This window comes from Glaesserella australis, from assembly GCF_003260095.1.
GTDB lineage: Bacteria > Pseudomonadota > Gammaproteobacteria > Enterobacterales > Pasteurellaceae > Glaesserella > Glaesserella australis.
Genome location: NZ_PTPX01000009.1, coordinates 87,938 through 98,802 on the forward strand (window position 1 = coordinate 87,938; position 10,865 = coordinate 98,802).

Annotated in this window: 19 protein-coding genes and 1 tRNA gene; 10 read left to right on the forward strand and 10 right to left on the reverse strand. The window is 37.5% G+C overall.

The genetic code is table 11. The features are described from left to right. Nucleotides 1–3: 3 nt before the first annotated feature. The 7 genes from C5N92_RS04765 to C5N92_RS04795 form a co-directional block, all read right to left on the reverse strand. Nucleotides 4–1,023 (reverse strand): DUF968 domain-containing protein, encoded by a 1,020-nt coding sequence (locus C5N92_RS04765; protein WP_111749717.1) that lies wholly within the window; start codon nt 1,021–1,023, stop codon nt 4–6. Next, entirely contained in the window at nt 951–1,229 is a 279-nt protein-coding gene (locus tag C5N92_RS04770; protein WP_111749718.1) for a DNA N-6-adenine-methyltransferase, read from the reverse strand. The genes C5N92_RS04765 and C5N92_RS04770 overlap by 73 nt, the downstream gene beginning before the upstream one ends. Beyond that, on the reverse strand, nt 1,226–1,900 hold the full coding sequence (locus C5N92_RS04775) for a replication protein P (protein WP_111749719.1): 675 nt from the start codon (nt 1,898–1,900) through the stop codon (nt 1,226–1,228). Before C5N92_RS04775 ends, C5N92_RS04770 begins: the two co-directional genes overlap by 4 nt. Then, nucleotides 1,900–2,730 (reverse strand): DNA replication protein, encoded by an 831-nt coding sequence (locus tag C5N92_RS04780; RefSeq protein ID WP_111749720.1) that lies wholly within the window; start codon nt 2,728–2,730, stop codon nt 1,900–1,902. The genes C5N92_RS04775 and C5N92_RS04780 overlap by 1 nt, the downstream gene beginning before the upstream one ends. Continuing rightward, nucleotides 2,727–3,452, reverse strand: coding sequence for a Rha family transcriptional regulator (locus C5N92_RS04785; RefSeq protein ID WP_111749736.1), 726 nt, complete (start codon nt 3,450–3,452; stop codon nt 2,727–2,729). The genes C5N92_RS04780 and C5N92_RS04785 overlap by 4 nt, the downstream gene beginning before the upstream one ends. A 44-nt stretch (nt 3,453–3,496) precedes the next feature. After that, complete coding sequence (locus C5N92_RS04790) at nt 3,497–3,937, reverse strand: YmfL family putative regulatory protein (protein ID WP_111749721.1); 441 nt, start codon at nt 3,935–3,937, stop codon at nt 3,497–3,499. A 74-nt stretch (nt 3,938–4,011) separates the two neighbouring features. Continuing rightward, entirely contained in the window at nt 4,012–4,275 is a 264-nt protein-coding gene (locus C5N92_RS04795; RefSeq protein WP_111749722.1) for a Cro/CI family transcriptional regulator, read from the reverse strand. 150 nt (nt 4,276–4,425) lie between these two features. Here C5N92_RS04795 and C5N92_RS04800 point away from each other — a divergent pair, with 150 nt between their 5' ends. Genes C5N92_RS04800 through C5N92_RS04815 form a run of 4 tightly spaced genes read left to right on the forward strand, consistent with a single transcriptional unit; the run spans nt 4,426 to nt 6,970 of the window. After that, nucleotides 4,426–5,031: a helix-turn-helix domain-containing protein gene (locus C5N92_RS04800; protein ID WP_111749723.1), complete on the forward strand. Its 606-nt coding sequence runs from the start codon at nt 4,426–4,428 to the stop codon at nt 5,029–5,031. A gap of 58 nt (nt 5,032–5,089) precedes the next feature. Next, the gene (locus tag C5N92_RS04805) at nt 5,090–5,938 is read left to right on the forward strand and encodes a ParA family protein (RefSeq protein WP_238138438.1); all 849 of its coding nucleotides are present in this window, start codon (nt 5,090–5,092) and stop codon (nt 5,936–5,938) included. Further along, nucleotides 5,928–6,302, forward strand: a complete 375-nt coding sequence (locus C5N92_RS04810) for a hypothetical protein (protein ID WP_111749724.1) — start codon at nt 5,928–5,930, stop codon at nt 6,300–6,302. Before C5N92_RS04805 ends, C5N92_RS04810 begins: the two co-directional genes overlap by 11 nt. Then, nucleotides 6,275–6,970, forward strand: a complete 696-nt coding sequence (locus C5N92_RS04815; protein WP_111749725.1) for a hypothetical protein — start codon at nt 6,275–6,277, stop codon at nt 6,968–6,970. The genes C5N92_RS04810 and C5N92_RS04815 overlap by 28 nt, the downstream gene beginning before the upstream one ends. 85 nt (nt 6,971–7,055) lie before the next feature. Here the strand turns inward: C5N92_RS04815 and C5N92_RS04820 are convergent, their stop codons facing one another. Then, nucleotides 7,056–7,652 (reverse strand): hypothetical protein, encoded by a 597-nt coding sequence (locus C5N92_RS04820; RefSeq protein ID WP_111749726.1) that lies wholly within the window; start codon nt 7,650–7,652, stop codon nt 7,056–7,058. Between the two features lie 145 nt (nt 7,653–7,797). Beyond that, the gene (locus C5N92_RS04825; protein ID WP_111749727.1) at nt 7,798–8,016 is read right to left on the reverse strand and encodes a hypothetical protein; all 219 of its coding nucleotides are present in this window, start codon (nt 8,014–8,016) and stop codon (nt 7,798–7,800) included. A gap of 805 nt (nt 8,017–8,821) precedes the next feature. Here C5N92_RS04825 and C5N92_RS04830 point away from each other — a divergent pair. Both C5N92_RS04830 and C5N92_RS04835 read left to right on the forward strand, forming a co-directional pair. Further along, a tRNA-Arg gene (locus C5N92_RS04830) sits at nt 8,822–8,899 on the forward strand. A gap of 119 nt (nt 8,900–9,018) precedes the next feature. Continuing rightward, nucleotides 9,019–9,249 carry a hypothetical protein gene (locus tag C5N92_RS04835; RefSeq protein WP_111749728.1) on the forward strand — a complete coding sequence of 77 codons (231 nt, stop codon included), beginning with the start codon at nt 9,019–9,021 and terminating at the stop codon, nt 9,247–9,249. Here the strand turns inward: C5N92_RS04835 and C5N92_RS04840 are convergent. Then, nucleotides 9,218–9,439, reverse strand: a complete 222-nt coding sequence (locus C5N92_RS04840; protein ID WP_111749729.1) for a hypothetical protein — start codon at nt 9,437–9,439, stop codon at nt 9,218–9,220. The genes C5N92_RS04835 and C5N92_RS04840 overlap by 32 nt on opposite strands. 201 nt (nt 9,440–9,640) lie before the next feature. Between C5N92_RS04840 and C5N92_RS04845 the strand changes: the two genes are divergently transcribed. Genes C5N92_RS04845 through ssb form a run of 4 tightly spaced genes read left to right on the forward strand, consistent with a single transcriptional unit; the run spans nt 9,641 to nt 10,797 of the window. Further along, the gene (locus tag C5N92_RS04845) at nt 9,641–9,841 is read left to right on the forward strand and encodes a hypothetical protein (protein ID WP_111749730.1); all 201 of its coding nucleotides are present in this window, start codon (nt 9,641–9,643) and stop codon (nt 9,839–9,841) included. 2 nt (nt 9,842–9,843) lie between these two features. After that, on the forward strand, nt 9,844–10,119 hold the full coding sequence (locus tag C5N92_RS11170; RefSeq protein WP_133254057.1) for a hypothetical protein: 276 nt from the start codon (nt 9,844–9,846) through the stop codon (nt 10,117–10,119). Then, the gene (locus C5N92_RS04850) at nt 10,094–10,357 is read left to right on the forward strand and encodes a hypothetical protein (protein WP_111749731.1); all 264 of its coding nucleotides are present in this window, start codon (nt 10,094–10,096) and stop codon (nt 10,355–10,357) included. The genes C5N92_RS11170 and C5N92_RS04850 overlap by 26 nt, the downstream gene beginning before the upstream one ends. Beyond that, complete coding sequence (gene ssb / locus C5N92_RS04855; RefSeq protein ID WP_111749732.1) at nt 10,345–10,797, forward strand: single-stranded DNA-binding protein; 453 nt, start codon at nt 10,345–10,347, stop codon at nt 10,795–10,797. Before C5N92_RS04850 ends, ssb begins: the two co-directional genes overlap by 13 nt. Nucleotides 10,798–10,865 lie beyond the last annotated feature (68 nt).

Here is a 10,865-nt window from a genome sequence, read left to right on the forward strand (position 1 = left end):
AATTTATCCATCAATTACTAATGCACCCATACCAATTGCTCTATCTAAAAATTTATACAGTAACGTAATCTGCGAACCGTACTGCTGTTCAAATCGTTCTACACTCGCATGTAATTCGTTATGGTGACTACGACAAAGTGGAATCGTAAATAAATCATGCTCTTTACCACCCATTTTGCCGTTATACCCGATAATGTGATGTGGATCGTCAGCACGTTGGCCACAACAAACACAAGGCTGAGATTTCACAAACTGCAACCACTTACGGCACTCAAAACGTTTTAATTTAGGTCTTGCGAGAAAGCTTGATAGTGGTTCGGGATCGACCTTAAGAGCCAATAGAGGCTTAATGCTGTTTTGTAGTGTTGACATTGGCGAGGCAACTTCGAACCCAATCGTACTCTCTTTGCCTAAATCTACCTGCACAGGCAAACCTAAAAACTGACGTAATTCATCCTGATTTAATTCACCTAATAATCCTTTGAGCGTTGCCCAAAAAACCAAATCTGCAAATTCAATACTGGCATATTGTGATTTTCTCAAATCGTTACGAATACACATGGCGATAAAATCACACCAATTTTGCTCCGCCAAAGCTGATATCGTAGATGCGTCAATTTTCCCTTCTATCCATAATTTGTCATGATGCCAACAAACTAACGCAGAACCACTCTCTACTTCCGCCAAGGTTTTTTCAGGATGACAATACTCACCATCACGGCATTGGCACGTTTTAATGCTTTTAACAAATTTGACATAAGGTAAATCGCCATAAGTACCAAATGCATTTTTATTAACGCTCGCTCTCACCTTAAGCGATTTAGCAAAGGCTTTTAATTGCTTACAAGCGGTTGGATTATGCTCAAAATTTGCAATTTTCCCCGATTTTACGGTACGCAATGTCTCTGGAGCTGGTTGCAATACTGTTCGTTCACCAAAATCTGACACGCTCACCGTTGGCGGTATGCGATAAAACACCAAACCAAGCTCCGTTTGAAAATAAGGTGTGAGAAGTAATGCCATTTAGTTATTTCCACAGGATTTAATAAAATCCAAACTGACTGAACGAGTGACAAATCCTCGCAAATTTCGCTATCTTTGCCGATCCAACGGTGACACAGTGTATTTCTTGCATTAGCACAACCATCCAAATGAAACCAGCAAAATAGGTTATATAACCAATTAAAAACATATTTCGGTGTCTGCCATGTATTTTTGTCAAAACTCATCTTCTCCCCCTAACCTGTTTCAACAAACCACTCCAGAAAGCGCTAACTTTTTCACGATCAATTACCTTCACTTCTTCAGGTAACGCCAGTTTGGGTTCTGGTAAAACCTCCCCTGTTTTTAACCGCTTGCTCATCTTGACGAGAGATTTTTGAATCTCATCTTTGAGTTGCTTATCGCTCCATTCACCAGTCCGACAACGCACATATAAATCGGTAATCAAGTAATACTCCGCCGTAGAAACAAACTTAAACTGCTGGATTTCTTCCATACCAAATGCCATAAACGCTTGTAACCGCTTGTAAAGTTTATCCTCATCAGGCAAACCTAACGTTTCGTAGTCCACCGCTTTGCACCACTCCACAAACTCGCCTACGCTTGGCCAGAATGGATTTTTAGATTTTTTCGCTCGCTCAATCCCGTTTTGCAGTTGCTCAATCGTCGTAATTTTTTCGTTCACCAACGTTTCAAGCCAAATCCGTTTTGCTTCACGGTAACTGTCTGCATCAGGGAATGAATTTTTCCACGCAGGAAAAATCGCCCGAAGCTGAATGAATAATTGATTAACGGCTCTAATCGCACCGTCTGGAATTGCCGTTGTCTTTGCTGGCACTTGGTAATTTGGCTCTTGCCCGACAAGGCTTTTCAAGTTCATTGATGCCACGTTTTGCATTAACTTCCCCTTAGCGTGATAGACATACCTTCCGCCCAGTTGCCTTCGTCATCAGGGATAAACGGCTTGGAAGTATTACGAGCGGATGGATTTTGTGGATTTTTTGCAGAAACTCCGCCATCTTGCCAATCCCAACCAGCATTGAACCCACGCCAACCACGCTCAATTGAAATTGCAATGGCTTGTTGAATAGGAATTTTGGCTTTGTCCGCCTCACGCTGAAAACCTTTCAACGCAGTTTCAGTGATCGGAGATTTTTTGGCTTTGCGGTGTACGATGAAATCTTTTGCCAGTTGTTCGGTAATCCCAAACTGCTCAAGCAAAATCAACGTTTCAGATTTTTTCTCACACGCGTTTATACTTCCCGTCAGGGAAGTATTATTGTTAGTATTCTCTGTAGTATTCTCTGTATTAACGAATGGCGGTTTTGTTTCTTCCCGAATGTCGCTTTCCGCCATTGGGGAATGCTCATTAGTGACATTGGGTAATGGCGGTTTTGTTTCTTCCCGAATGTCGTCCATTAATGCATCAAATTTAACTAAATCCAGCTTAAAATAAATACGGTGTTCTAGACGTTTGTGAGTTTCAACTAAGATACCTAACTCAACTAATTTTTTGCGTGCTGTTTCTTGCTCACGGCGACTTAATCCCGTTTCTTGCTCAAGCTCAGCTTGTGTTTTATATACGCCTAATGAGTTTGAGGTCTTATCCTGCCAAAAGAATAATTGTCCAAATAAAATTGCAGCTGTCACACCGCCTAACGGTTTTGCTAATTGCGGATAGTACGCAATAGGTTGCCCCAATTGGCGTAATTTTTGGCTAAAACTCATAATCCCACCACCTTATCTTGAGTAAATACGCCATTCCAATTTGCTTTCATCGGTAATTCTCGCTTTGTGTACCACTCATAGAGCTTTGCCGCCCCCTTCTTGAGTAAAATAGGTTTATATGCCACAAACGGATCTTTGCCGTGTTGAGAAATCTCCGTCGTTTCTTCCGTCAAATACTGATCACGAGCATACGACTTCACCCGCTTATGATTACCATCTTGATAGAGCCAGTTTTTATCCACTAAAAACGCACCGATTTTCAGTGAGTTCACACCATTTAAGCCTTTTACAAACTCAAAGGGAGAAATGCCATTGCGGAAATAACTTTCAATTGAGGCAATTTGAAGAGATTTCTGCTCGCTCTCTTCGATTTTATCGGCGAGTTGGCGTAATGCTTCTGAATAGCTAGGGAGTTGTTGCACTTGCTTTTGCTCTAATTCTTGCCAGCGATCGACAATCGCAGCTGTAAACTCTGGACAATTTTGAGCAACCACAACTAAACAATCTCTTTTCTCTAAATGGTATTCATAGTATGTTTGTCCGTTCTGTGGGTGGGTGTACGCCATCGGCTGATACCCCTTAATAATCCCTTTTGCACTTAATCTTTCGATTGAGCGGCACAGATCAGCGTGATTTTTATTGATTAATAAAGCAATCTCCCGACTACTCATCGTTAGGGTTGCATTTTCTCTCTGATTAGTAGATAATAACTCTGTTTTCATAAACATTATCTCCCTTTGATATACCCACGTTCCAGCGTGGGTTTTTATTTGGAATAAAGCACAATAACGCTTTCAAAAAGTGCTGCTTTCGTTTGCTGAGCCTTGTACAAAAGCTGCCTTAATACTTCTTGCTCGTTTTGTGTTAAATGCCCATCTCTAACGAACTCGTCTAACTTGATATACAGTGACCCATTAGCTGCCTGATCTTGCATTTGAAGCCGAGAAATCTCGACAGTATCAAGTTCATTTTTATTTGGTTGGATAAAACTAACCTTTCCTAATCTACGATTGACTTCGTCAGACCAATCACTTACGCCATATTCTGTTTCAATGGCAATCAGCTCTTCATCACTGAATTTCTGCCCTTTAGTCTGATAAAGTCGATTATTAAAAGACTGCTCTGACATCCCAAGAAATGCGGCAACCGCTGTTTTACCTCCATGACACTTCTCTATCATCGACATAATGATTTGCTTCATCGTCATAAAAATCCCTCTTTTTTTATGGTGTTGTTCTAAGAATTTGTTTGTTACGATAGCTAACGGTAAGTGATTAAATCCTATTTAGTACGCTTACCTCGCCCAGCTGGATTGGCTGTTTGATTATTACGAGGGTGGGCGATTTTAAGGATTTCCTCTTTTGATAATTTCCCACCAAGTGCCTGCGATAACCGTTCGGCATAATTCGTTTCACCTGTCCATTCAGTTCTGGGGAGAGCCTCTGCTTTTAACCATCGGTGAACAGCAGAATGACTTACATTTAAATATTCGGCAGCTTTTAATACACTACCAAATGAGTTGATAATCTCAGTTAAGCTCGTCATGTTTACCTTATGATTTATACATTTTGTTTAAGTTTAATAAAAAACAAAATGAATGTAAACATTTTGTGCCTGTATTTTGAGTGCGTGATTGTTTTTTTGATTTTTTTTATTATTTAAACAAAATGTTTATATTAAAAAGGGAAGCTACTTATGTTTACTGAAGAAAAATTCAGACAAGATTTCTCAAAAAGACTAACCAGAATCTTAAAAGATAAAGGGTTATTGGAAGAACGAGGGATAATCTCAAAACTAGCTAAAGAAACTAACCTTACAGCAAGTGCGGTTAGACGTTGGTTTAATGCTGAAGCTACGCCTTCAATGGTAGCAACTTATGATCTCGCTAATTTTTTAGGTGTAACACCAGAGTGGCTAATTTTTGGTGTCGAAGCACCAAATAACGAGAACCCAACCTTGTCACCGCCAAACAACGATGTTTATCCAGTAGAGAATTATGAACAGCAAACTTGGGACAGCCTTGCCAAACACTTAGCTGACTACCGTTCATTCATCATTACTATTACGAGTGATATCGATCGATTCAAACAAGGTGACACAATAAGATTTGAACAAAAAACCAAACTGATTTCAGGGTGCTATATCTTTGTTCATCTCGACAATAAGTTGTACTTCGGGAAATTTAGACAAATAAATAAAGACAATCTTTTACTTGTACCACTAAATGAGCGCGACCTTGTCACGTCCATTACAGAAGCAGATATTATCGGCGTGGCGGTTGAGCATAGGAGTTATTTGTAGAACGGAAGTGGATTTTATTAGTTAATACTTTAGGTGTAAATTAGGTAGGAGTTATTAGATGAATACAGAAAATAAATCTGCAAAAGTAATTAGTTTTATCAATATGAAAGGTGGTGTTGGGAAGACAACATTGTGTGTAAGTGTTGCTGATTGCTTTTCCAAACAAGGAAAGAAGGTGCTAATTGTAGATGCAGATCCGCAATTTAACTGCACTCAAACCTTCTATGATACAGAAGAAAAAATAGATGAATATCTTAAAGAAGTCTCTAATGAAAATACTATTCGGAAAATCTTTAAAACCAATAATACATTATATGAAGATTCGGATGAAGCAGATGCAGAACAGCTTATTAAATCCATTGACGAAAATCTAGATATTGTATTGGGAGATATAAACATTATAAATGAAAACCATAGCGACTCATCTCAAATACATAGACTTAAAAATTTTATTTGTGATAACAAGTTAAGAGATAAATATGATTATATTTTAATTGATTGTCCTCCTACTATTTCAATTTATACGGATGCATCGCTATTTTGCAGTGACTATTATATTCTTCCGTCTAAAATTGATAAATATTCAGGTTTTGGCACCGCCAATTTAGTAAATGTCGTTAAAGGATTAGTAAAGAGAGCTAGAATACAAGTACGTCCTCTTGGTATAATATACACTGACACTCCAAAAGAGTTACTAGAGAAGCAAAAAGCTTTGAAAAGAGATATGGAAAGTAAATTGCCTGATATGTACTTTTTTAATAATCAGTTTCATACAGCGAATGATCTTAAACATTCAGGGCGTGGGAATGTTGCAACCAGATATGCTCGAACAAGTTCTAATATCGCAAATATATGCGATGAACTTGAGCAGCAATTAAAACAAGGGGGGATAAAAAATGAACGTTAATTTTAATGAGGAATTAGACCTGCTTACAAAAAATAAAAACATCTATTTTTTCTTGGGTTTCCTTGCAAAGGCATTATTTGATAAAAACATTTTTAATAAAAATGAAACAATCAATTTATTTTTAACAAAAGAAATTAAATTGAATTTAAAACCTTATATTCTTTCTTCAAGAACGCTTATTGTAGCATTTACTATTAAACATATCCTACAAAAAGGATATAAAGAAAATATGAGCGTATCGTTATATAATCATATCTTGAGAGTGACAAAAGAAAGGGAAAATGACGAACCAATTAAAATAAGACATAGAAAAAATAAGAAAGATGAGTCTCTCCAATGGATAACAAAAATCTTGGGCAAATAGAAATGAACTACATTGATGATGATCCGCTCAAAATAAAGCAGCAATTAAGATGGTTTAAAGACCATTTCCAAGAAATTGGATATGAAAATTTAAGTATCGTAAACACCATTATAAAACGCATTATTTTCATCAAGGTAAGCACTGCTAAAAGTGACCGATTTATGAATAGTATTATTTATGATGCTTTATGTTGTTTGAATAACATCAAAGTAAATCATACTAGATATTTCTATTTTTCTTATCGCTCCTTAATTGAGAATGTGGCTCGTTGCTGTTTAGAAAAGAGTGCTGATGACGAAACAAGAATAACACCTCTGTTTCAAGCACTTAGAGATAAACTATCCAATCATCAAGTTTATTCTCAAGATATATATAGCGATTTTATGAAGGAATATTCAGATGCTTGCGGTTATATTCACAACAATCAAGCATCAGGGCTTAATGTTATGCTTAGTTATTCAAAAATTATGGAGCCAGAACCATTAACATCAGATGAAATTAAATCACTACTAAACCAACTATTATCTCTATTAGAGAATAGCATTAGAGCATTATCATTATGCAGAAAAGAAGATATGTTAAGAAACATAGGGCGAAACCACCTGTTTATTCCTGAACTACTTCCTAAAACAATCAGTTGCGTTTTTGTTCCAAATCTGAGTCGATAACCGCCCACCGTGGCGGTTTTCTTTTATCCCCTACCCCATTTATGCATCAATAAAAAAAGCCACGCAACTGCGTAGCTTTTCTCAATTAAAAATGTTTCCACTCTAAACCTTGTGTATCAAAGGTGAATTGACCTTTACCATAGTTGTAAAAGCTGGCTTCTACAATCAACTTCTTAGATTTTTTCAATTTATCTACAAAGGTTTTCACTGATTTTGCATTTTCAATGAAAATCGTATCATTACTGCCACTATCTGAACCAACCATACGATAGCTTTCTAGTTTACCATCATCAAATTTTACAGTAATTTTACAGCTATTAATCATACAACCATTAAACTGCCCATTGATGAAAAACATCACATCATTACCATATTTAGGATCTTTCCTTAATGTTAAATAGAGTTTTGAACCATGATAAGGAAAACCGAAGTCAACCGCATTAAGAGATGCATTATCAGCTCTGTATGTTGTCGCATTTCTTAACTCATCCTTTTCCTGTTCATACTCCCATTGTGATTTTTCAACTTTCACTTCATTGGTTTTCTGTTCTGTTTTCAAGAAAACACCGTCATAACACTCAAGACGTTTAGTGCTATCTTCGATCTTGGCACAGCTTTCACCTGTTTCTGTTGCTAAGGCAATAGCAGGAAAAAGGCATAAGGTAGTCAGTAGTTTTTTCATAAGTTGTCTCCTTTACTTGTTTTATTGTATTTTCTTTATTTTCCCATTTACAATTCTACAAGCGGTCACATCTCATCAAATTTTTACAAACCACTTTAGATTTCTAAATGGCAAAATAAAAGCGGGATCACTCCCGCTCTTATCGTTAATGGATTTCTATTCCTCTTGCGACCCACTCGGCCTGAACATCGTATGCTTCTCCTAATACGTCATACAATAAGCCAAATACACAGTTCATTTCACCAACAGGGATCGAACTCAAATCTGTTTTCTCTAAAACACCTAACAGCGCAACAATATTTTCGATCCGTTTCGTTGAAAAATACAAACTATCAACACTGTCATTGATAACAAACTTCTCCATTTCAACTTCCTCCTTTTTATTATAACTGTTTTTTTGAACAGTATATTTTATAGCAACATTTAGTTCAACTAGCTAGCGTTCAATAGATTAAAAAACAATCTCACCAAGTAAGAAATAAAACAAATAGGTTAAAATTTAATCAATCAAAAAATTAAATATCGTTTAAAAACAAATAGTTGCAAAAAACCATTAACAACTTAAACATTTTGATGTTGATTTTTCTTAAACACAATGTTTAAATTGTCACATAAACAAAACCGAGTCCCAACAAGGTTTCTTGCTCTTTAAAAATTTTACTCAAAAACACCTCAAGCGGTCAATAAGTGCAGATGCTTAAATTTGCGGATTGAAAGCCCCGTAGGCTGATTGAACGTTTAGTCTTATGTGAAAAACTGCCGTGACGGCAGATTGGCAACAGAACCATTGAGGTGCAACTAACCCATTGTTGACAAGTTTGCCAGTGAGTGGAACGGATAGTGGGGGCAGAACCACATTTTTTGGTCTGTTTTTTAGTTGGTGAACAATGAAAAAGCAACAGACAGCAAACGTTAGCTAAAAACGTGACAGCTCGGAGAGACGGCTGACCATCTCGTTGAACTCAACGAAATGGCTATCGAGGCTTAGCGTTGAGCTAGCGTAGCAAATCAACGCTTCAATGGACTTAACATGGTAGTTAAGTTTGCTCAAAGATTTAGTCACTACGAGCTATCTCAGTAGAGGTCCTGACAAGGGATGACGACCCAAATTTTTAAATGTACTCTCTTCGCTCGACTGTGGCGAGTATAAATAATTCACAGTCACCATCGACCGAATAGTTCAAATCGGATAGAGCAACTGCCTTCTAAGCAGTATGTTGTGGGTTCAAATCCCACTGCGGTCGCCATTCAAAACCGCATTTAGAGATCCGCTAAAGGTCTGGGTAATAGCGCTGTTACCAAATCAAGGATAACTAAGCCAGAACTAAGTGCGGTTTTGAATGGCAACAAACAAAAGAGATTAATAATGGAAACCGAAAATTATGAAATGGTTAAAAAGATTATTCTTAATGACCAGCTTGAACAGCCTGAGAAGTTAAAACTATTAGTAATAAAAAACAGCCTGTCTGACTTAGATAAAGAACGAATTAAACAGGCTGTTTTGGAAAGTGTATCAAGAAAAACTGATTATCCACCAGATGAATTAGCAAAACTCACTTGTAAAGCTATCTATCTGATTGATTCTTATGAGAATTAAAAATCATTGGTAATGATACACCATCGTCTATTGACTCAAATCTACTTGAAAGAGTCTCGATAAAGTCAGCAAGAGAATTTGCGTTTTCCTTATCTAAGCAAAGAAAAGACGATGCTGTCGAAGCATTTGAAGCTTTTAAAATATCTCTTGCGAAAAGCAAAGCAAGTGAGTCAGCAGATGACTTGTTCATAATGTTTTCTCCTCTTGATTAAAATGTAGTCGCAGAAAACATTATATTCCTCGGTGTAGTCGCATACAAGAGGCGAGTTCCCGATCTCGTCAAAATCGGACTGAACAAAAGTGTATGCGGTAAGCACTTAAAACACCCGTAATCATAATGATGATCCGTTAGCCCACTGTAACAGGTGGGCGTTTTTTTAGGAGACAAAACATGAACACACTAACTAATCTACTTTGGGCAATCGTCTTGGCTGTTGGGTTGTCTCTCGCAATGACTGCTGCAGGTATTACCCTAAATGATGACTACGATGGTAAACAAGTAGTGTCACTGCTTGAATGCCAAGATCTTGGACAAAAAGCAGTAACTAAACCAAACGGCATTTTCTTTCAACAATCCTTAACCTGTGAATAGCTATGAAGAAACGGACTTATACCATCAAGCCTTGTATTGTTGCTCTCCCCAACGGAAACCGTGAACAACAAGGCTATCTCGTCACAAATAACTACGATAGCTGGCAAGCAAGCCACGGCACAATCTGCCTATGTCAAAGTGCAGTGATGCGACGTGAACAAATACGAAGTATGACCCGCCAAAAAGAGCAAATCTATAATAAAGATTGGTGTGTCGCCTATGAAGATTGTCAACCAACTCAGGAGATTACAAATGTCAGATTGGAAATATATCGATGAAGAAAAACCCACTCAAGATGGCAAATATTTAGTTGTTGCCATTGTTGGTAAGAAAAAAGGAGACCGAAAGAACTTTGTTTTCTTAAGCGAATGGGAGAGCGAAAAGCAAGCATTTAGCTACGATTTAATCATTAAAGATCGAAACCAAGAAAAAGAATATCCGTTGATCCACGCCTGGATGAGTTATAAACAACCGCCATCACCTAAAAAACAGGAGAATGCTGAATGTCAGGAGTAAATAAAGTCATCATCTTAGGTCGATTAGGGAATGCCCCTGAGTTACGCACATTACCCAATGGCGATCCCGTTGCTCGTATTAGTGTCGCAACATCTGAAACTTGGATAGATAAACAAAGTGGCGAAAAAAAGGAAAATACGGAATGGCACACTGTTATTGCATTTCGTAAGCTCGCTGAAATATTTGAGAAGTACTTAAAAAAAGGTTCTCAAATTTATGTTGAAGGCAAGCTCCGCACACGCAAATGGCAAGCACAAGACGGTACAGACCGCTACACCACTGAAATTATCACCGATCAATTACAAATGCTCGGCAATGCTCAAAGTAATAATAACTGGGCACAAGAGCCACAGGGTAAACCACCAAGCCAAAACCACCGCCAAGATGACATTTTGTCAGAAGATGAAAAACGGGATTTTGATTCGGACATACCGTTCTGAAATCCATATACAGAAATTATGTAAAAATACATCATAGAAACCAGAGAGAAGCCTTATAAAATAAGACT

Excerpts from the sequence above, each read along its gene's own strand:
- C5N92_RS04790 (WP_111749721.1), bottom strand. The coding sequence starts at position 3,937 with ATGACGATGAAGCAAATCATTATGTCGATGATAGAGAAGTGTCATGGA.
- C5N92_RS04780 (WP_111749720.1), bottom strand. The coding sequence starts at position 2,730 with ATGAGTTTTAGCCAAAAATTACGCCAATTGGGGCAACCTATTGCGTAC.
- C5N92_RS04775 (WP_111749719.1), bottom strand. The coding sequence starts at position 1,900 with ATGCAAAACGTGGCATCAATGAACTTGAAAAGCCTTGTCGGGCAAGAG.
- C5N92_RS04800 (WP_111749723.1), top strand. The coding sequence starts at position 4,426 with ATGTTTACTGAAGAAAAATTCAGACAAGATTTCTCAAAAAGACTAACC.
- C5N92_RS04795 (WP_111749722.1), bottom strand. The coding sequence starts at position 4,275 with ATGACGAGCTTAACTGAGATTATCAACTCATTTGGTAGTGTATTAAAA.
- C5N92_RS04820 (WP_111749726.1), bottom strand. The coding sequence starts at position 7,652 with ATGAAAAAACTACTGACTACCTTATGCCTTTTTCCTGCTATTGCCTTA.
- C5N92_RS04785 (WP_111749736.1), bottom strand. The coding sequence starts at position 3,452 with ATGAAAACAGAGTTATTATCTACTAATCAGAGAGAAAATGCAACCCTA.
- C5N92_RS04835 (WP_111749728.1), top strand. The coding sequence starts at position 9,019 with ATGGAAACCGAAAATTATGAAATGGTTAAAAAGATTATTCTTAATGAC.
- C5N92_RS04805 (WP_238138438.1), top strand. The coding sequence starts at position 5,090 with ATGAATACAGAAAATAAATCTGCAAAAGTAATTAGTTTTATCAATATG.
- ssb (WP_111749732.1), top strand. The coding sequence starts at position 10,345 with ATGTCAGGAGTAAATAAAGTCATCATCTTAGGTCGATTAGGGAATGCC.
- C5N92_RS04825 (WP_111749727.1), bottom strand. The coding sequence starts at position 8,016 with ATGGAGAAGTTTGTTATCAATGACAGTGTTGATAGTTTGTATTTTTCA.
- C5N92_RS04765 (WP_111749717.1), bottom strand. The coding sequence starts at position 1,023 with ATGGCATTACTTCTCACACCTTATTTTCAAACGGAGCTTGGTTTGGTG.
- C5N92_RS04850 (WP_111749731.1), top strand. The coding sequence starts at position 10,094 with ATGTCAGATTGGAAATATATCGATGAAGAAAAACCCACTCAAGATGGC.
- C5N92_RS04845 (WP_111749730.1), top strand. The coding sequence starts at position 9,641 with ATGAACACACTAACTAATCTACTTTGGGCAATCGTCTTGGCTGTTGGG.
- C5N92_RS04840 (WP_111749729.1), bottom strand. The coding sequence starts at position 9,439 with ATGAACAAGTCATCTGCTGACTCACTTGCTTTGCTTTTCGCAAGAGAT.
- C5N92_RS04815 (WP_111749725.1), top strand. The coding sequence starts at position 6,275 with ATGGATAACAAAAATCTTGGGCAAATAGAAATGAACTACATTGATGAT.
- C5N92_RS04810 (WP_111749724.1), top strand. The coding sequence starts at position 5,928 with ATGAACGTTAATTTTAATGAGGAATTAGACCTGCTTACAAAAAATAAA.
- C5N92_RS11170 (WP_133254057.1), top strand. The coding sequence starts at position 9,844 with ATGAAGAAACGGACTTATACCATCAAGCCTTGTATTGTTGCTCTCCCC.
- C5N92_RS04770 (WP_111749718.1), bottom strand. The coding sequence starts at position 1,229 with ATGAGTTTTGACAAAAATACATGGCAGACACCGAAATATGTTTTTAAT.